At 55.2% G+C, this 18,958-nt stretch carries 15 protein-coding genes and 2 rRNA genes; 8 read left to right on the top strand and 9 right to left on the bottom strand.

Annotated elements, in window-relative coordinates; all coding sequences use genetic code 11:
• The first annotated feature begins 277 nt into the window (after positions 1-277).
• From glnA to CSK29544_RS24170, 4 genes are all read left to right on the top strand, one after another.
• The gene (gene glnA / locus CSK29544_RS04865; RefSeq protein ID WP_004387691.1) at positions 278-1,687 is read left to right on the top strand and encodes a glutamate--ammonia ligase; all 1,410 of its coding nucleotides are present in this window, start codon (positions 278-280) and stop codon (positions 1,685-1,687) included.
• A 199-nt stretch (positions 1,688-1,886) separates the two neighbouring features.
• Positions 1,887-2,936, top strand: a complete 1,050-nt coding sequence (glnL, locus tag CSK29544_RS04860; protein ID WP_007797649.1) for a nitrogen regulation protein NR(II) — start codon at positions 1,887-1,889, stop codon at positions 2,934-2,936.
• 8 nt (positions 2,937-2,944) lie between these two features.
• Complete coding sequence (gene glnG / locus CSK29544_RS04855) at positions 2,945-4,354, top strand: nitrogen regulation protein NR(I) (RefSeq protein ID WP_004387689.1); 1,410 nt, start codon at positions 2,945-2,947, stop codon at positions 4,352-4,354.
• A gap of 110 nt (positions 4,355-4,464) precedes the next feature.
• Positions 4,465-4,587: a YshB family small membrane protein gene (locus CSK29544_RS24170; RefSeq protein ID WP_004387688.1), complete on the top strand. Its 123-nt coding sequence runs from the start codon at positions 4,465-4,467 to the stop codon at positions 4,585-4,587.
• Between the two features lie 27 nt (positions 4,588-4,614).
• Here CSK29544_RS24170 and hemN read toward each other — a convergent pair whose 3' ends face one another.
• Together hemN and yihI are read right to left on the bottom strand one after the other, a co-directional pair.
• Positions 4,615-5,988, bottom strand: a complete 1,374-nt coding sequence (gene hemN / locus CSK29544_RS04850) for an oxygen-independent coproporphyrinogen III oxidase (RefSeq protein WP_007887582.1) — start codon at positions 5,986-5,988, stop codon at positions 4,615-4,617.
• A 184-nt stretch (positions 5,989-6,172) separates the two neighbouring features.
• The gene (gene yihI, locus CSK29544_RS04845; RefSeq protein WP_012126211.1) at positions 6,173-6,703 is read right to left on the bottom strand and encodes a Der GTPase-activating protein YihI; all 531 of its coding nucleotides are present in this window, start codon (positions 6,701-6,703) and stop codon (positions 6,173-6,175) included.
• 590 nt (positions 6,704-7,293) lie between these two features.
• Here yihI and yihA point away from each other — a divergent pair.
• The gene (gene yihA, locus CSK29544_RS04840; RefSeq protein ID WP_004387684.1) at positions 7,294-7,929 is read left to right on the top strand and encodes a ribosome biogenesis GTP-binding protein YihA/YsxC; all 636 of its coding nucleotides are present in this window, start codon (positions 7,294-7,296) and stop codon (positions 7,927-7,929) included.
• A 90-nt stretch (positions 7,930-8,019) separates the two neighbouring features.
• On the opposite strand, the gene spfP is transcribed toward yihA, so the two are convergent.
• On the bottom strand, positions 8,020-8,067 hold the full coding sequence (gene spfP, locus CSK29544_RS25210; protein WP_071892919.1) for a small protein SpfP: 48 nt from the start codon (positions 8,065-8,067) through the stop codon (positions 8,020-8,022).
• A gap of 164 nt (positions 8,068-8,231) precedes the next feature.
• A complete protein-coding gene (gene polA, locus CSK29544_RS04835; protein WP_029039547.1) occupies positions 8,232-11,015 on the bottom strand; it encodes a DNA polymerase I in 2,784 nt (927 codons plus the stop codon).
• Between the two features lie 429 nt (positions 11,016-11,444).
• On the opposite strand from polA, the gene yihG reads away from it, so the two are divergent.
• Positions 11,445-12,353 carry a 1-acylglycerol-3-phosphate O-acyltransferase, YihG family gene (yihG, locus tag CSK29544_RS04830; RefSeq protein ID WP_029039546.1) on the top strand — a complete coding sequence of 303 codons (909 nt, stop codon included), beginning with the start codon at positions 11,445-11,447 and terminating at the stop codon, positions 12,351-12,353.
• Positions 12,354-12,379: 26 nt separating this feature from the next.
• On the opposite strand, the gene dsbA is transcribed toward yihG, so the two are convergent.
• The 3 genes from dsbA to CSK29544_RS04815 all read right to left on the bottom strand — a co-directional run bounded on the left by dsbA (position 12,380) and on the right by CSK29544_RS04815 (position 14,363).
• A complete protein-coding gene (gene dsbA / locus CSK29544_RS04825) occupies positions 12,380-13,003 on the bottom strand; it encodes a thiol:disulfide interchange protein DsbA (protein ID WP_004387681.1) in 624 nt (207 codons plus the stop codon).
• 27 nt (positions 13,004-13,030) lie between these two features.
• Positions 13,031-14,017 carry a serine/threonine protein kinase gene (locus tag CSK29544_RS04820; protein ID WP_029039545.1) on the bottom strand — a complete coding sequence of 329 codons (987 nt, stop codon included), beginning with the start codon at positions 14,015-14,017 and terminating at the stop codon, positions 13,031-13,033.
• A 76-nt stretch (positions 14,018-14,093) separates the two neighbouring features.
• The gene (locus CSK29544_RS04815; RefSeq protein ID WP_004387679.1) at positions 14,094-14,363 is read right to left on the bottom strand and encodes a YihD family protein; all 270 of its coding nucleotides are present in this window, start codon (positions 14,361-14,363) and stop codon (positions 14,094-14,096) included.
• A 67-nt stretch (positions 14,364-14,430) separates the two neighbouring features.
• On the opposite strand from CSK29544_RS04815, the gene mobA reads away from it, so the two are divergent.
• Together mobA and mobB are read left to right on the top strand one after the other, a co-directional pair.
• Complete coding sequence (gene mobA, locus CSK29544_RS04810; RefSeq protein ID WP_007887593.1) at positions 14,431-15,009, top strand: molybdenum cofactor guanylyltransferase MobA; 579 nt, start codon at positions 14,431-14,433, stop codon at positions 15,007-15,009.
• Positions 15,009-15,542 carry a molybdopterin-guanine dinucleotide biosynthesis protein MobB gene (gene mobB / locus CSK29544_RS04805; RefSeq protein ID WP_046622980.1) on the top strand — a complete coding sequence of 178 codons (534 nt, stop codon included), beginning with the start codon at positions 15,009-15,011 and terminating at the stop codon, positions 15,540-15,542. The genes mobA and mobB overlap by 1 nt, the downstream gene beginning before the upstream one ends.
• Before the next feature lie 170 nt (positions 15,543-15,712).
• Here mobB and rrf read toward each other — a convergent pair.
• Both rrf and CSK29544_RS04795 read right to left on the bottom strand, forming a co-directional pair.
• Positions 15,713-15,828: ribosomal RNA gene (rrf, locus tag CSK29544_RS04800) — 5S ribosomal RNA — on the bottom strand.
• A 91-nt stretch (positions 15,829-15,919) separates the two neighbouring features.
• Positions 15,920-18,822 (bottom strand): 23S ribosomal RNA (locus CSK29544_RS04795).
• Positions 18,823-18,958: the final 136 nt, after the last annotated feature.

Below are 18,958 nucleotides of genomic sequence, written 5' to 3'. Positions count from 1 at the left end.
AGCTTTGTGATCCTTTTCACGCAGCGGTAAAAGGGCTATTAAACGTAAATTGCACCAACACAGTGCTTGTTTTTTACACACAGGCACTATATTGGTGCAATCTCTCCATCGTGGTGCAGCCCTTTTGCACTATGACGCGCATCATAGCGCCTTTTTGGGGGAATTTGAAAGTTGGCACAGATTTCGCTTTAAAGAATTCAGGGCGGCAACGCCAATTTTAATAAGTACTGAAGACCTCGTTACCACGACGACAATGACAAATCCGGGAGAGTTAAGTATGTCCGCTGAACACGTTCTGACGATGCTGAATGAACATGAAGTGAAGTTTGTGGATCTGCGCTTCACTGATACTAAAGGTAAAGAACAGCACGTCACCATCCCAGCCCACCAGGTGAACGCCGACTTCTTCGAAGAAGGTAAAATGTTCGATGGCTCGTCCATCGGTGGCTGGAAAGGCATCAATGAATCTGACATGGTGCTGATGCCGGACGCCTCCACCGCTGTCATTGACCCGTTCTACGAAGAACCTACTCTGATTATTCGTTGCGACATCCTCGAGCCGGGCACTATGCAGGGCTACGATCGCGACCCGCGCTCCATCGCCAAGCGCGCAGAAGAGTACCTGCGCTCCACCGGTATCGCCGACACCGTCCTGTTCGGGCCGGAACCTGAGTTCTTCCTGTTTGACGACATCCGCTTCGGAAGCACCATTTCTGGCTCTCATGTCGCGATTGACGACATCGAAGGCGCATGGAACTCCTCCACCAAATACGAAGGCGGCAACAAAGGCCACCGTCCGGGCGTGAAAGGCGGTTACTTCCCGGTTCCGCCGGTTGACTCTTCTCAGGACATCCGTTCTGTGATGTGTCTGACCATGGAAGAGATGGGCCTGGTCGTTGAAGCGCACCACCACGAAGTGGCCACCGCCGGTCAGAACGAAGTGGCGACCCGCTTCAACACCATGACCAAGAAAGCGGACGAAATTCAGATCTACAAATATGTCGTGCATAACGTCGCGCACCGCTTCGGCAAAACCGCGACCTTTATGCCGAAACCAATGTTCGGCGATAACGGCTCCGGTATGCACTGCCATATGTCTCTGTCCAAGAACGGCACCAACCTGTTCTCTGGCGACAAATACGCGGGTCTGTCTGAGCAGGCGCTGTATTACATCGGCGGCGTAATCAAACACGCCAAAGCCATCAACGCCCTGTCTAACCCGACCACCAACTCTTACAAGCGTCTGGTACCAGGCTACGAAGCGCCGGTAATGCTGGCTTACTCCGCGCGTAACCGCTCTGCGTCTATCCGTATCCCGGTGGTTGCGTCTCCGAAAGCGCGTCGTATCGAAGTGCGCTTCCCGGACCCGGCGGCTAACCCGTACCTGTGCTTCGCTGCCCTGCTGATGGCCGGTCTTGACGGCATCAAGAACAAGATCCACCCGGGCGAAGCGATGGACAAAAATCTGTATGACCTGCCGCCGGAAGAAGCGAAAGAGATCCCGCAGGTTGCCGGTTCTCTGGAAGAAGCCCTGCAGGCGCTGGACGCAGACCGCGAGTTCCTGACCGCAGGCGGCGTGTTCACTGACGATGCGATCGATGCTTACATCGCGCTTCGTATGGAAGAGAACGACCGCGTTCGCATGACGCCGCACCCGGTAGAGTTCGAACTCTACTACAGCGTGTAATGATTTATTGATGTTGATAGCCAGCGGATTTCAGGTTGTCGCCACTGCGTGAAATCCGCGAATGTTTTTTTGTTGCCGTGGAAACTTTAGCCCATCTTCGGATGGGCTTTTTTCACCACCCGAAACCGGTTTTAACGCCCTTTTTAGCGTTAAAACGCTATAATGCACTAAAATGGTGCAAACCCTGGGGGACTGCTGAATGGCAACAGGCACGCTGCCCGATGCTGGGCAGATCCTTAACGCATTAATCAATAGCATTTTACTGGTCGACGACGAGCTGGCGGTGCATTACGCCAACCCGGCGGCGCAGCAGTTGCTCGCGCAAAGTTCACGTAAGCTTTACGGCACGCCACTCCCGGAGCTGCTGAGTTATTTTTCCCTGAATATCAGCCTGATGCAGGAGAGCCTGAACGCGGGCCAGGGATTTACCGATAACGAAGTGACGCTGGTCATTGATGGCCGCTCACACATTCTTTCCCTGACGGCGCAACGTCTGCCGGATGGCCTGATCCTGCTGGAGATGGCCCCGATGGATAATCAGCGGCGTTTAAGCCAGGAACAGCTCCAGCATGCCCAGCAAGTCGCCGCGCGCGATCTGGTACGCGGCCTGGCGCATGAAATCAAAAATCCGCTCGGCGGCCTGCGAGGCGCAGCGCAATTGCTGAGCCGCGCCCTGCCCGACCCGTCGCTGACGGAATACACCAAAGTCATCATTGAACAGGCCGACCGCCTGCGTAACCTGGTGGACCGCCTGTTAGGGCCGCAGCAGCCGGGCATGCACGTCACCGAAAGCATCCATAAAGTGGCCGAGCGCGTGGTGAAGCTGGTCTCCATGGAACTGCCGGAAAACGTTCGGCTTCTGCGCGACTACGATCCGAGCCTGCCGGAATTTACCCACGACCCGGACCAGATAGAACAGGTACTGCTGAATATCGTGCGTAACGCGCTCCAGGCGCTGGGCGAGGACGGCGGCGAGATCACGCTGCGCACCCGCACCGCGTTTCAGTTGACGCTGCACGGCGTGCGCTACCGCCTGGCCGCCCGTATCGACGTGGAAGACAACGGGCCAGGCATCCCGGCGCATCTGCAGGATACGCTGTTTTACCCGATGGTCAGCGGCCGCGAGGGCGGCACCGGGCTGGGGCTGTCCATCGCCCGAAATCTTATCGATCAGCATTCGGGAAAAATCGAATTTAACAGTTGGCCAGGCCATACCGAATTCTCGGTCTTCCTGCCTATTCGGAAATAGAGGTGATTATGCAACGAGGGATTGTCTGGATCGTCGATGACGATAGCTCCATTCGCTGGGTGCTTGAGCGCGCGCTCACCGGAGCAGGCTTAAGCTGCACCACCTTTGAAAGCGGTAACGAGGTGCTGGACGCGCTGAGCACAAAAACCCCGGACGTACTGCTGTCGGATATTCGTATGCCGGGCATGGACGGCCTGACGCTGTTAAAGCAGATAAAACAGCGTCATCCGATGCTTCCGGTCATCATTATGACCGCGCATTCCGATCTCGACGCCGCGGTGAGCGCCTATCAGCAGGGCGCGTTTGATTACTTGCCAAAGCCGTTTGATATTGACGAGGCGGTGGCGCTGGTCGAACGTGCCATCAGCCATTACCAGGAGCAACAGCAGCCGCGCAGCGCGCAGGTTTTCGGCCCGACCACCGACATCATCGGCGAAGCGCCGGCGATGCAGGATGTGTTTCGCATTATCGGCCGCCTCTCCCGCTCCTCCATCAGCGTGCTGATTAACGGCGAATCGGGCACCGGTAAAGAGCTGGTGGCGCATGCGCTGCACCGCCACAGCCCGCGCGTCAAAGCGCCGTTTATCGCGCTGAATATGGCGGCCATTCCCAAAGACCTTATCGAATCGGAGCTGTTCGGGCACGAGAAAGGCGCGTTCACCGGCGCAAACCAGATTCGTCAGGGCCGTTTCGAACAGGCTGACGGCGGCACGCTGTTTCTTGATGAAATCGGCGACATGCCGCTGGATGTGCAGACCCGTCTGCTGCGCGTGCTGGCCGACGGTCAGTTTTACCGCGTCGGCGGCTATGCGCCAGTAAAAGTGGATGTGCGCATTATCGCGGCGACGCATCAGAACCTGGAGCTGCGCGTTCAGGAAGGAAAATTCCGCGAGGATTTATTCCACCGCCTGAACGTTATCCGCGTGCATCTGCCGCCGCTGCGCGAGCGCCGCGAGGATATCCCGCGTCTGGCGCGCCATTTCCTGCAGGTAGCGGCGCGCGAGCTGGGTGTGGAAGCCAAACAGCTGCACCCGGAGACGGAAGCCGCGCTGACGCGTCTCGCATGGCCCGGCAACGTGCGTCAGCTGGAGAATACCTGCCGCTGGCTCACCGTGATGGCCGCGGGCCAGGAAGTGCTGATTCAGGATCTGCCTGCCGAGCTGTTTGAAACCAGCGTGCCGGACGCGCCGTCGCAGGCGCTGCCGGAGAGCTGGGCGACGCTGCTCGCGCAGTGGGCCGACAGGGCGCTGCGTTCCGGTCATCAAAACCTGCTTTCCGAAGCGCAACCGGAAATGGAGCGCACGCTTTTGACCACGGCGCTGCGGCACACGCAAGGGCATAAACAGGAGGCTGCGCGTCTGCTGGGCTGGGGCCGGAACACCCTGACGCGCAAGCTAAAAGAGCTGGGAATGGAGTAAGCGGCAGCGTTGTGTAAAAAAGCGCTGTCGCCTGCAAATTGCTCTAATTTTATACTTTACTGTCCGCCAGGCTTGAGTATGATCGGGCGCGGTTATGGGGGAGAGTTGTTATGCTGGAATCACTGATCCATATCGCCACGCAAAGCGCAGAGGCGGGCGCCGCCGCAGGCCATACGCCCCAGACGGCGATTGCCGCCCTGCTGTGCGCAGCGCTGGTCAACTTCTTTAGTTAAAAAAAGCGGGCGTTATGCCCGCTTTTTTTATATCACGCGTGAGAACTGTTGCAGCCGCGCTTTGCGGCGCAGATAGACGTCAAAGCACATGCAGACGTTGCGAATCAGCAACCGCCCTTTCGCCGTCACGGTGATACCGCGCGCGTTTACGTCCACCAGCCCGTCTTTCGCCAGCGGCGCCAGCAGTTGCAAATCCTCGGCAAAATAGTCGGTGAAACGGAGCGACCACGCTTTTTCTACCTCAGCGAAATCGAGCCGGAAATTGCAGATTAGCGCTTTGATAACGTCGCGGCGGATGCAGTCGTCGCGCGTCAGCTCAAGCCCGCGCCACAGCGCGCTGCCCTGCTCATCCACCGCCTGATAGTAACGCTTAAGCTCTTTCTGGTTCTGCGCGTAGCAGTCGCCGATCATACTAATCGCCGAGACGCCCAGGCCGAGCAGATCGGTGTCGCCCTGCGTGGTGTAGCCCTGGAAGTTACGATGCAGCACGCCGTTACGCTGGGCGATAGCCAGCTCGTCATCCGGCTTCGCGAAGTGGTCCATGCCGATGAACTGATAACCCGCGTGGGTCAGCGACTGGATAGTCTGCTGAAGGATATCGAGCTTCTGCTGCGCCGAGGGCAGATCCGCCTCTTTGATTTTGCGCTGCGCGGCAAAGAGCGTCGGCAAATGCGCGTAGTTAAAGACGCTCAGGCGGTCCGGGTTCAGCTCCGCCACGCGCTGTAGCGTAAAGGCAAAGCTTTCCGGCGTCTGCTTCGGCAGACCGTAGATTAAATCGATGTTGGCCGAGGTGAAGCCCACTTTCCGCGCGCGTTTGATGAGCGCAAAGATGAAGTCTTCATCCTGCTCGCGGTTTACCAGACGCTGCACCTCTTTATTAAAATCCTGCACGCCCATGCTGAGACGGCGGAAGCCTTCCGCATACAGGTGATCCAGCACGTCCAGCTCGATTTCGCGCGGGTCGACTTCAATAGAGATTTCGGCGTCGTCGTTGAACCGGAAATTCGCGCGCAGCAGGCCCATCAGGCGGCTGATTTGCGCTTTGCTGAGGTAAGTCGGCGTACCGCCGCCCCAGTGCAGCTGGCTGACGCGACGCCCGGCAAACAGCGGCGCGCGATGAATAATCTCCTGCTCCAGCACGTCGAGATACTGATCGGCTTTATGCTGCTGGCGGGTGACGATTTTATTGCAGCCGCAGAAGTAGCAGAGTTTGTGGCAGAAAGGGATGTGAACGTAGAGCGAGAGCGGCCTGTCGGGATAACGCGCGACCGCGCGCGCGAAGTCAGGCTCGCCAAACGTTTCAGAAAACTCAAGAGCCGTGGGATATGAGGTATAGCGCGGCCCGGAATAGTTATATTTCTGGATGAGGGCCAGATCCCAGTCGATTACCTGCTCAGACATGCTTACTCCTTCCGACGGTTTCGCCGACGCGTTCGGCGAACTGGCCCACCCGGATGGCGGGTGATAAGCCGGCTGCGCAGCCACTTCTGGCGCCGCGACAGCCGGTGTAGTTTAACGAATAACCACACCAGATAACATACTATCGGAAGGAGTATAAGCAGGACGGTCGGCCCCATCGGAAGGGTTAGTTCCCGCCTTTGAGCAGGCGCATCATATCTTCCTGCTGCTCTTCTTCTTCGTCTTCTTCGTCGTCGTAAGAAAGGCCGAGCTGCTGCATCAGCTCATCAATGCGATCGAGACGGGAATCAACCCACGCCTGATCGTCCGCGCTCAGGGTTTCCCCCTCTTCCAGGCGCTCCAGCAGCGCATCCAGGCGCTCGTCATTCTCCAGCATGTCCAGCTCTTCCTGCGGTGACAACATAGGTTTCTCACTTTTAGGTTGTGGTTGGTGCTTCTGAGGTCGGGTTTCCTGAGCGTCGCTCACTCCAAGCGGAATCGGTTTTTTACTGCCGATGCGCGGATCTTTCTGTGTCGACTGACCGGAGGATTTTCCGGACGCGCTGGCCCCCGTAGCGCGGCTACCCGGCGCATGGCCGCGGTGCTTTTTATCGCGCTTGCGATCGCGGGCTTCCTGATTTAATTCTTCACGCGTTTTACGGCGAGCTTTAGCTTTGGCGGGGCCTTTGCCGCGCACAGAGGATGAGGGTTGCTTCATAATTTTTCGTCTTGGGCCGTTTTAAACAGTATAGAATTGCGGCGGAATCTAGCAGAAAGCAAGTAAAGAAAAAAGGCGACAGGTAAACCTGTCGCCTTTTTTCCTGACTTTTTAACCGGTCATCGGTATCCACCATCCTGGTGCGCTTACAACCCGCCCTGTTTTTCCTTCAGCCGACAACGCTCCGTGTCGCGTTCCTTTATCCTTGTTAACGTCTCCGACGTTGACAGTCCTGGTATGCTGTGTGCTTCGTCGCCCTGACGCTCCAGACCCCTCATCCTGAGTTATTATCCGTTGCGACACTCCGTTGCCCGTGCCTATTACTTTACCAGCCTGAACGAGGGGCTCAAGGCGCAAACGGCCTTAAAAGCCCATTTTAGGACATTTCTGCAAGGTTAACTGACTGTTTTTACTTAACTAAAATTAAAACGTCCGCCTTTCAAGCCGATGATATCTCAATGTAAAACGGGCAGATCTCTTACAGACCTCGCGGGTGTTTTGTAAGCCGCTGGAGAGAACAACAGCCTTTTAGCCCTGTTCAGGTATAATCGCGGCTATTGCTTAAGCTTATCCTGACGGAGACGACCGTTTTGACTCAGTTGAACTATCAACAGACGCACTTTGTGACCAGTGCGCCGGATATTCGCCACCTGCCTTCCGACACGGGCATTGAAGTGGCTTTCGCAGGCCGCTCCAACGCCGGAAAATCCAGCGCGCTCAATACGCTGACCAATCAGAAAAGCCTGGCGCGCACCAGTAAAACGCCGGGACGCACGCAGCTGATTAACCTGTTTGAAGTCGCCGACGGCAAGCGCCTGGTGGATCTGCCTGGCTACGGCTACGCCGAAGTCCCGGAAGAGATGAAGCGCAAATGGCAGCGCGCGCTGGGCGAATACCTGGAAAAACGCCTGTGCCTGAAAGGGCTGGTGGTGCTGATGGACATTCGCCATCCGCTGAAAGATCTCGACCAGCAGATGATTGAGTGGGCCGTGGACAGCGGTATTCCTGTTCTGGTGCTGCTGACCAAAGCCGACAAACTGGCGAGCGGTGCGCGTAAAGCGCAGCTGAATATGGTGCGTGAAGCGGTGATTGCCTTTAATGGCGACGTACAGGTTGAAGCGTTTTCTTCCCTGAAGAAAACCGGCGTGGATAAGCTGCGCATCAAGCTGGACAGCTGGTTTAACGATCTGCCGCCTGCGGCCGAAGACGCCGCCCCGCAAGCGTAATCCTCCCCGGCGCGGGCCTGGCTCGCGCGTCTGACTTTCCGACGCAATAAAAAACGCCCCAGTCATTTCTGACTGGGGCGGCTAAAATATTCAGCCAAATCCGATTACGTGAAGTAAAAGGTCTGAAAGATAGAACATCTTACCTCTGTACCCTACGTCGATAACTCTACCCTTTTTTTATGACGGGAAAAAGCACTTTTTGTAATTTCTTTTCATAGTTTACATAGCAATTTCTAATGACTATCACAAAAATCTATTAGTTATGTTGCTAAGTTACAAAAGCGACTACGCGTGTTTGGGCATCAGTGCGCTTCATCCCAGTTCACACCGCTGCCGACTTCCACCAGCAACGGCACGTCAAGCTGCATGCTGTTCTCCATGAGTTCATGGATTTTCTGCGACACGGCTTCCACGTCATCTTTATGCACTTCAAACACCAGTTCATCGTGCACCTGCATGATCATTTTCACGCGCGGCTGCTCTTTCTGCAGCCAGCCATCGACCGCGATCATGGCACGTTTGATGATGTCTGCGGCCGTTCCCTGCATCGGGGCATTGATCGCCGCACGCTCAGCGCCTGCACGCCGCGCCGCGTTGCTGGCGTTGATATCCGGCAGATAGAGACGACGCCCGTCCAGCGTTTCGACATAGCCCTGTTCTTTCGCCTGCTTACGGGTGCGCTCCATATATTCCAGCACGCCAGGGTAACGCTCGAAGTAGAGATCCATATACTTCTGCGACTCTTTACGCGGGATATTGAGCTGGCGCGACAGGCCAAACGCGCTCATGCCGTAAATAAGACCGAAGTTAATCGCTTTGGCGCTGCGGCGCTGTTCGTTAGAGACGCTCTCCAGCGGCAGGCCAAATACTTCCGCCGCCGTTGCGCGGTGGATATCTTTGCCTTCCGCAAACGCGCTGAGCAGCCCTTTATCGCGCGACAGATGCGCCATGATGCGCAGCTCAATCTGCGAGTAGTCCGCCGAGACAATGACATAATCCTCCGGCGCGATAAACGCCTGGCGGATACGGCGGCCTTCGTCGTTACGCACCGGAATGTTTTGCAGGTTCGGATCGGTGGACGACAGACGTCCGGTAGCCGTAACCGCCTGATGGTAAGAGGTATGCACGCGGCCGGTTTTCGGGTTAATCATCTGCGGCAGTTTATCGGTGTAAGTCGATTTCAGCTTCGCAAGGCCGCGGTATTGCAGAATGACTTTCGGCAGCGGGTAGTCGAGCGCCAGCTCTTCCAGCACCTCTTCTGAGGTTGATGGCGCGCCGCCCGGCGTTTTCTTCAGTGGCTTGATGCCCTGCTTTTCAAACAGAATAGTCTGCAGCTGTTTGGTGGAGGAGAGGTTAAACGGCTCGCCCGCGATCTCATGCGCTTTTTGCTCAAGCTCGGCGAGCTTAAGGGCAATCTCCTGCGAGTGCGCGTGCAGCACTGCCGGATCGATTTTCACGCCGTTGCGCTCGATGCGCGACAGCACCGGCACCAGCGGCATCTCAATATGTTCAAAGATATTCAGCGGGCCTTTATGCTGCTGCAGTTTTGGCCACATCTTCAGGTGCAGCTGGAGCGTCACATCGGCGTCTTCCGCCGCGTAGCGCCCGGCCTGTTCGAGATCGATCTGGTTAAACGTAAGCTGATTTTTGCCTTTACCGGCGATCTGCTCAAACGTGATGGTGGTGTGTTTAAGCCAGCGGCTGGAGAGGCTGTCCATATCGTGGCGGCCTGAGACGCTGTCCAGAATGTACGACTCCAGCATGGTATCGAAAGCGATGCCGCGCAGTTCGATGCCGTAATTCTGCAAAATGCCGCGGTCGAATTTCAGGTTCTGGCCCACTTTCACCAGCGATTCGTCTTCCAGCAACGGTTTTAATAGTTCCAGCACGCGATCGCGGGAAAGCTGATCCGGCGCATCGAGGTAATCATGCGCGACCGGGATATACGCCGCAAGGCCTGGCTCAGTGGCGAACGAGATGCCAACGAGGTTGGCTGTCAGGTTATCGAGGCTGTCCGTTTCGGTATCCACAGCCACCACCGGCGCGTTTTTAATACGCTCGATCCACGCCTGAAGCGTCTCTTCGTCAAGGATAGTTACATAGCGCTCCGCCGAAAGCGCGACGGCTTCTTCTTCCGGCTCGGCTTCGACGACAATCGTTTCTGTCGGCTTCGCGGCGGGTTTGCCGCGGGACTGAAGCCATTTCCCGGCTTCGAGATCGGACGTCCAGCGCTTGAATTCGTACTGCCGGAAAAGCGCCAGCAATTCATCAGCCTGCGGTTGCTGCACCTCCAGACGATCGTGGCTCAGCTCCAGCTCCACATCGGTTTTAATGGTCGCCAGCTGATAGGAGAGATACGCCACCTCTTTATTCTGCTCAAGCTTCGCCGCCATGGTTTTAGCACCGCGGAAGGAGAGCTCAGCGATTTTCTCCGGGTTGGCGTAGAGCGCGTCCAGACCGCCAAGCCCCTGCAACAGCGCCTGAGCAGTTTTCTCGCCGACGCCCGGCACGCCCGGAATGTTATCGGACGAGTCGCCCATCAGCGCCAGGAAGTCGATGATAAGCTCCGGCGGCACGCCATACTTCGCGCACACTTCTTCCGGCCCCAGCACGGTATTGGTCATGGTGTTGATAAGCGTGACGTCTGGCGTGACGAGCTGCGCCATGTCTTTATCGCCGGTGCTGATAAGCACCGCGCGGCCCGCTGCGGCGGCTTCTTTGGCGAGCGTACCGATAACGTCGTCCGCTTCCACGCCGGAGACCGCCAGAAGCGGCAGGCCCATCGCTTTAACCATCGCATGCAGTGGCTCTATTTGCGCACGCAGATCGTCAGGCATGGGCGGGCGGTGGGATTTGTAGTGCTCGAACAGTTCATCACGGAAGGTTTTGCCTTTCGCGTCGAACACAACAGCCGCGTGGGTCGGCTGGTACTGCAGTATCAGGCTGCGCAGCATATTCAGCACGCCATACATCGCGCCCGTGGGCTCGCCGGCACTGTTAGTGAGCGGCGGAAACGCGTGATACGCCCGATACAGGTAAGAAGAGCCATCGACGAGAATAAGGGGATTTTCTGGGATCTGAACCATAATGTCCGTGCCTGATAATGAAGTTATGGATAAAGGATGCCATAGCCTGGCGCAAAACATGAAACCCAAAGGGCCGATCGCATGGAAAGTTTTGTCGATCCGCGCGATCGCTCGCAATGCTGCTTGTGGATAACTTTGTGCACAAAAACCTAAGCTATTAATAACGTGAGATAAAAAAGGAGCGAAGCGCTGTAAATAATCCAAAAAATCAGTGGCTTATAAAAACCCTGACGCCGCTAATTATTTTTTAGCGGAAAAGTTTTATTGTGGATATAAAAAATGGCTTTTGCCGTCTGGCTTACGCCACGCTTAAAACCAGGCGGTTATTCATCGCACGTTACGTTTCGGCTCATTACGCCGGAATGTTTTCTGTTAGAATCTGCGCCCTCTGCCGTCACTGGCATTTTATCTAACCGCCTGAAAATTATTATGTCGAGATTACTCGCTGCGCTGACGCTTATGCTCAGCATCGTGCTTACTATTCTGGTGACTATTTTATGCTCCGTGCCGATTATCCTTGCCGGAATAATTAAACTGGTGCTGCCTGTACCAGCGGTATGGCGCACGGTGTCCCGCTTCTGCAATTTTATGATGTATTGCTGGTGCGAAGGACTGGCATTGCTGCTGCACCTGAATCCGCATCTTAAATGGGAAGTACAGGGGCTCCAGGGGCTAAATAAAAAGAGCTGGTATTTACTTATCTGCAATCACCATAGCTGGGCAGATATTGTGGTGCTGTGCGTGCTGTTTCGTAAGCATATTCCGATGAATAAATATTTTCTGAAACAGCAGCTTGCATGGGTGCCTTTTATTGGGCTCGCCTGTTGGGCGCTGGATATGCCGTTTATGCGCCGCTATTCCCGCAGCTATTTGCTGCGTCACCCGGAACGACGCGGCAAAGATGTGGAAACGACGCGTCGTTCCTGTGAAAAGTTTCGCCATCACCCGACAACGATTGTGAATTTCGTCGAAGGCTCTCGGTTTACCGTAGAAAAACAGCGCCAGTTGCGTTCACCGTTCCGGCATTTACTACCGCCGAAAGCGGCGGGCATTGCAATGGCGTTGAATGTGCTGGGAAAACAATTCGATAAGATGCTGAATGTGACGCTCTGCTACCCGGAAAATAACCGCACACCGTTTTACGATATGCTCACAGGAAAGTTAACGCGTATTGTGGTGCAGATCGATTTATTGCCGGTGGAGGCATCGCTGCACGGTGATTACATTAACGATAAAAACTTTAAACGTGGTTTCCAGCAGTGGCTGAACGGGCTGTGGAGCGAGAAAGACGCCAGGCTTGAGGTCATTTATCAGCAATATAAAAAAGCCGGTCAGTGACCGGCTTTTTCATTTAACGCATTCGATTATTTTTTACCGAGCAGGTAGTTAACGGTATCCGCATATTGCTGGACGAAGACGTCCATATTGCTGGTATCCATGCCCTGCGGGTTCAGCTGGTATTTGCCGTTAACGTACATGGCAGGCACGCCCTGCAGGCCAACATCAGCCGCCGCTTTTTCCTGCTGCGCGACGAGCGATTTCACCACGAAGCTGTTCCAGGCAGCGTCATACTCTTCCGGCTTCACGCCCGCGTCGATAAAGACTTTGCGGATATCAGCAGGTGTCTGTACGGTCTGGGTTTTCTGCACCGCTTCAAACATCGGGGCCGTAATTTTATCTTCGATGCCCATCGCCATCGCAACCGCCCACGCCTGCGTCAGGTCTTTACCCAACGGGCCCAGGAACTCAACGTGGTATTTGGTCATTTTGGTGCCAGCCGGCAGTTTTTTCTTCACGCTGTCAGAAACGTGCAGCACTTCTTCAAACTGGTAGCAGTGCGGGCAGTAGAAGGAGAAGAACTCCATTACCTGCGGCGCGCCGGCAACCGGCTTCTCCAGCGTGTTGTACTGTTTCCCGTCAGAATAATCGGCGGCGGATACGCTGAATGCCATCACCATACCGGCCAGCGCCAGCCAAATCTTTTTCATCATTTACTCTCTCCTGAATATTACAGATCAATACATTGGCGTTAGTTGTAAAGGAGGCTCATTGAGCGCCCGAATTTGCTCGTTAAAAGTCGCCGTCTGACGGCGCCAGAAATCTTCTTCAGCAAGCCAGGGGAAGTTGCGTGGAAACGCCGGATCTTCCCAACGGCGAATAAGCCAGGCCAGATAATAGACCTGTCGCATCGCGCGCAGCGGTTCTATCAGCTCAAGCTCTTTGATATTGAATGTAGTGAACTCTTCATAGGCTTCCAGAATGGTTTCCATCTGCATACGCTGTTCTGCGACATCGCCATTCAGCAGCATCCAGAGATCCTGGATGGCCGGGCCGTTGCGAGCGTCATCGAGATCGACAAATAGCGGGCCGTCGCGCCAGAGGATATTGCCAGGATGGCAGTCGCCATGCAGACGCAGCGCGTCATAACCCGGCTGCCAGCGGGCGATGACGGCACTCGTCAGCGCATCGGTCGCCTGCAAAAACGCGGCCTTGAGCGAAGCAGGAATAAGCGAGCTGGTCTCGTAGACCGCGCGCGGCTCGAGCAGATATTCATTGATGCCGATAGTGGGGCGATGGGAGAAAAGACGTTGTTTACCGGTCTGATGAATACGGCCAAGATAACGGCCAACCCATTCCATCTGGTCAAGGTTATCCGTTTCATACTGGCGGCCACCGAGACCCGGAAAGACGGCGAACATAAAGCCATCGTGCGTTAACAGCGTGTCGCCATCCAGACGCAACGGCGCGGCAACTGGCACTTCGTCGGTTTCAAGCTCCAGCGCGAAGTGATGTTCTTCACGGATCTGCTCGGCGCTCCAGCGGTGAGGGCGGTAGAACTTCACAACAAAACGCTTACGATCTTCATCCTGAAAAAGATAAACGCGGTTTTCAAAGCTATTAAGCGCAGTTAAGCCAGAATCCACACGAATGCCGTGTTCAAACAGGGCGTCCATGATGGTGTCTGGCTGTAGCGTCTGGAAATTAAAAGCGTTATCTGTCATCCCGATACCCGGAAAACACAAGCAATGCTTCAGGATATCATCTCAAAGCCGCAGCGAGAGCGTCTCTTACAAGCTTTTACTCTTTTATCACGCCGCGGGCGCGCAGCAGGGCCGTTTTGAAGTCTTCTTCATAATCTTTCTGAATGCCAGGGATCACGGCGTCTTTATCGGCATCACGCATTTTTAACTGATAAATGAGGATATCATCGGTAAGATCGGCCAGTTCACCGGTAAAACCGGATTCAGCAGCCAGCTTTTGCAGGAACTCCAGCAGGTTGAGATCGGGCTCTTTTTCCCAGGCTGGTTGCAGCAGTTCGATAACTTCATTAAGACGTTTGCATTTCATCATGGTCTCCTTTTTATCTGGGCGACACGTTAGCAGGGACAAATCCGTATGAAAAGAGGTGATATTCTTGGATAAGCTTAGCGCGATTACCGGCGTGGTGCTGGCGGGCGGTCGGGCGACGCGAATGGGCGGGAAAAATAAAGGACTGGTAATGCTCAATGGCAAAGCGCTGTGGAAGTATGTGGCGGAGCGCCTGGCGGCCCAGGTCGCGCACGTTGCGGTAAGCGCTAACCGGGATCTGGAAGCTTATCGCGCCAGCGGTTATCCGGTCATCACGGATACTCTCCCGGATTTTCCGGGGCCGCTCGCGGGGATGCTTTCTGTCATGCAGCAACTTAATAGCGAGTGGTATCTCTTTTGCCCTTGTGACACGCCTCATATCCCTGTCGATCTGGCACAACGTCTGTGGAATGCAAAAGGCGCAAGACCCGCTGTGTGGGCCAATGATGGCGAGCGCGATCACCCTGCGATTGCATTGATGCATCACTCCCTTAAAGCACCTCTGGCTGATTACCTCGCACGCGGAGAACGTCGCGTGATGGTTTTCTTGCATGAAATTAATGGCTGTAGCGTAGCGTTTGCGAATAAAGATAATTTTGCCAATGTGAATACGCTGGCCGAGCTTGAACGTTGGCAGGAGGAATAATGGTTCCGTTACTGGGCATTGCCGCCTGGAGCGGTACGGGAAAAACGACGCTGCTTAAGGCGCTGATTCCGCTATTGCGTGAGCGAGGCATCCGTACCGGCCTGATTAAACACACTCACCACAATATGGATGTGGATACGCCGGGTAAAGACAGCTATGAACTTCGCAAGGCAGGTGCGGCGCAGACGCTGGTCGCCAGCGCGAAACGCTGGGCGCTAATGACAGAAACACCGGAAGCGCTTGAGCCGGACCTGCATTATCTGGCGAGCCGGATGGACAGCTCGCAGCTGGATCTTATTCTGGTTGAAGGGTTTAAACACGAGGCGATCGCGAAAATCATGCTGTTCCGGGAGGGTGCCGGGCGGGACGTCGCAGAGTTAATGCCGGACAGCCACGTGATTGCCGTGGCCAGCGATATCCCCCTGCCCGGCGTGGCACAGACGGTACTGGATATCAACGAGCCCGCGCAGGTGGCGGCGTTTATCGCTGACTGGCTGACAGCGCAGCGAGCACAGGTGTCATTCCGGCGATAAGCGCAAAGGGGCGGGGTTCAGGGAAAGAAAGGCGGAGGATAACCAGATGGTGGCATTAAGTGCTGTCGCGCGTAAAAAGCCGGATACGGTAATACCCGAAACCCTGCGGTTTTGTATCCATTTCATAAAGCAAAAACCCCTCAGCGGTGCTGAGGGGTTCTTTATTTGATGCCTGGCAGTTCCCTACTCTCGCATGGGGAGGCCCCACACTACCATCGGCGCTACGGCGTTTCACTTCTGAGTTCGGCATGGGGTCAGGTGGGACCACCGCGCTACAGCCGCCAGGCAAATTCTGTTCCGTTCACCGCTTCCGCCATGAACGTTTATCCGTCACAAGCTGAATTGTCTCTCAACACGCCAGACTTCTTTGGCGTTGTAAGGTTAAGCCTCACGGTTCATTAGTACCGGTTAGCTCAACGCATCGCTGCGCTTACACACCCGGCCTATCAACGTCGTCGTCTTCAACGTTCCTTCAGGAGACTTATAGTCTCAGGGAGAACTCATCTCGGGGCAAGTTTCGTGCTTAGATGCTTTCAGCACTTATCTCTTCCGCATTTAGCTACCGGGCAGTGCCATTGGCATGACAACCCGAACACCAGTGATGCGTCCACTCCGGTCCTCTCGTACTGGGAGCAGCCCCCCTCAATTCTCCAGCGCCCACGGCAGATAGGGACCGAACTGTCTCACGACGTTCTAAACCCAGCTCGCGTACCACTTTAAATGGCGAACAGCCATACCCTTGGGACCTACTTCAGCCCCAGGATGTGATGAGCCGACATCGAGGTGCCAAACACCGCCGTCGATATGAACTCTTGGGCGGTATCAGCCTGTTATCCCCGGAGTACCTTTTATCCGTTGAGCGATGGCCCTTCCATACAGAACCACCGGATCACTATGACCTGCTTTCGCACCTGCTCGAGCCGTCACTCTCGCAGTCAAGCCAGCTTATGCCATTGCACTAACCTCCTGATGTCCGACCAGGATTAGCTGACCTTCGTGCTCCTCCGTTACACTTTGGGAGGAGACCGCCCCAGTCAAACTACCCACCAGACACTGTCCCCACGCCAGATTATGGCGCCAGGTTAGAACATCAAACATTAAAGGGTGGTATTTCAAGGTCGGCTCCACGCAGACTGGCGTCCACGCTTCAAAGCCTCCCACCTATCCTACACATCAAGGCTCAATGTTCAGTGTCAAGCTGTAGTAAAGGTTCACGGGGTCTTTCCGTCTTGCCGCGGGTACACTGCATCTTCACAGCGAGTTCAATTTCACTGAGTCTCGGGTGGAGACAGCCTGGCCATCATTACGCCATTCGTGCAGGTCGGAACTTACCCGACAAGGAATTTCGCTACCTTAGGACCGTTATAGTTACGGCCGCCGTTTACCGGGGCTTCGATCAGGAGCTTCTCTTGCGATAACCCCATCAATTAACCTTCCGGCACCGGGCAGGCGTCACACCGTATACGTCCACTTTCGTGTTTGCACAGTGCTGTGTTTTTAATAAACAGTTGCAGCCAGCTGGTATCTTCGACTGACTTCAGCTCCACCCGCAGGGGCTTCACCTACATGTCAGCGTGCCTTCTCCCGAAGTTACGGCACCATTTTGCCTAGTTCCTTCACCCGAGTTCTCTCAAGCGCCTTGGTATTCTCTACCTGACCACCTGTGTCGGTTTGGGGTACGATTTGATGTTACCTGATGCTTAGAGGCTTTTCCTGGAAGCAGGGCATTTGTCACTTCAGCACCGTGGTGCCTCGTCATCACGCCTCAGCCTTAACTTTCCGGATTTGCCTGGAAAGTCAGCCTACACGCTTAAACCGGGACAACCGTCGCCCGGCCGACATAGCCTTCTCCGTCCCCCCTTCGCAGTAACACCAAGTACAGGAATATTAACCTGTTTCCCATCGACTACGCCTTTCGGCCTCGCCTTAGGGGTCGACTCACCCTGCCCCGATTAACGTTGGACAGGAACCCTTGGTCTTCCGGCGAGCGGGCTTTTCACCCGCTTTATCGTTACTTATGTCAGCATTCGCACTTCTGATACCTCCAGCATGCCTCACAGCACACCTTCGCAGGCTTACAGAACGCTCCCCTACCCAACAACGCATAAGCGTCGCTGCCGCAGCTTCGGTGCATGGTTTAGCCCCGTTACATCTTCCGCGCAGGCCGACTCGACCAGTGAGCTATTACGCTTTCTTTAAATGATGGCTGCTTCTAAGCCAACATCCTGGCTGTCTGGGCCTTCCCACATCGTTTCCCACTTAACCATGACTTTGGGACCTTAGCTGGCGGTCTGGGTTGTTTCCCTCTTCACGACGGACGTTAGCACCCGCCGTGTGTCTCCCGTGATAACATTCTCCGGTATTCGCAGTTTGCATCGGGTTGGTAAGCCGGGATGGCCCCCTAGCCGAAACAGTGCTCTACCCCCGGAGATGAGTTCACGAGGCGCTACCTAAATAGCTTTCGGGGAGAACCAGCTATCTCCCGGTTTGATTGGCCTTTCACCCCCAGCCACAGGTCATCCGCTAATTTTTCAACATTAGTCGGTTCGGTCCTCCAGTTAGTGTTACCCAACCTTCAACCTGCCCATGGCTAGATCACCGGGTTTCGGGTCTATACCCTGCAACTTAACGCCCGGTTAAGACTCGGTTTCCCTTCGGCTCCCCTATACGGTTAACCTTGCTACAGAATATAAGTCGCTGACCCATTATACAAAAGGTACGCAGTCACCCTCTTACGAAGGCTCCCACTGCTTGTACGTACACGGTTTCAGGTTCTGTTTCACTCCCCTCGCCGGGGTTCTTTTCGCCTTTCCCTCACGGTACTGGTTCACTATCGGTCAGTCAGGAGTATTTAGCCTTGGAGGATGGTCCCCCCATCTTCAGACAGGATATCACGTGTCCCGCCCTACTCATCGAGCTCACAGCCTGTGTGCCTTCGTGTACGGGGCTGTCACCCTGTATCGCCGGCCTTTCCAGACCGTTCCACTGACACACAAGCTGATTCAGGCTCTGGGCTGTTCCCCGTTCGCTCGCCGCTACTGGGGGAATCTCGGTTGATTTCTTTTCCTCGGGGTACTTAGATGTTTCAGTTCCCCCGGTTCGCCTCGTTAGCCTATGTATTCAGCTAACGATGATGCACCGAAGTGCACCGGGTTTCCCCATTCGGACATCGCCGGTTATAACGGTTCATATCACCTTACCGGCGCTTTTCGCAGATTAGCACGTCCTTCATCGCCTCTGACTGCCAGGGCATCCACCGTGTACGCTTGTTCGCTTAACCTCACAACCCGAAGAAGTCTTCGTGCTGCGAGTTTGAGAGACTCTGACACACCGCGCATTTCTTATTACGGAGAAATACAGCAGCGTGTCTGTTTCAATTTTCAGCTTGTTCCGGATTGTTAAAGAGCAAATACTTC

The sequence above is a fragment of the Cronobacter sakazakii genome (genome assembly GCF_000982825.1).
GTDB classification, from domain to species: domain Bacteria; phylum Pseudomonadota; class Gammaproteobacteria; order Enterobacterales; family Enterobacteriaceae; genus Cronobacter; species Cronobacter sakazakii.
The sequence above is the reverse complement of the archived record's forward strand: the minus strand, read 5'-3'. Positions and strand labels throughout refer to the sequence as shown.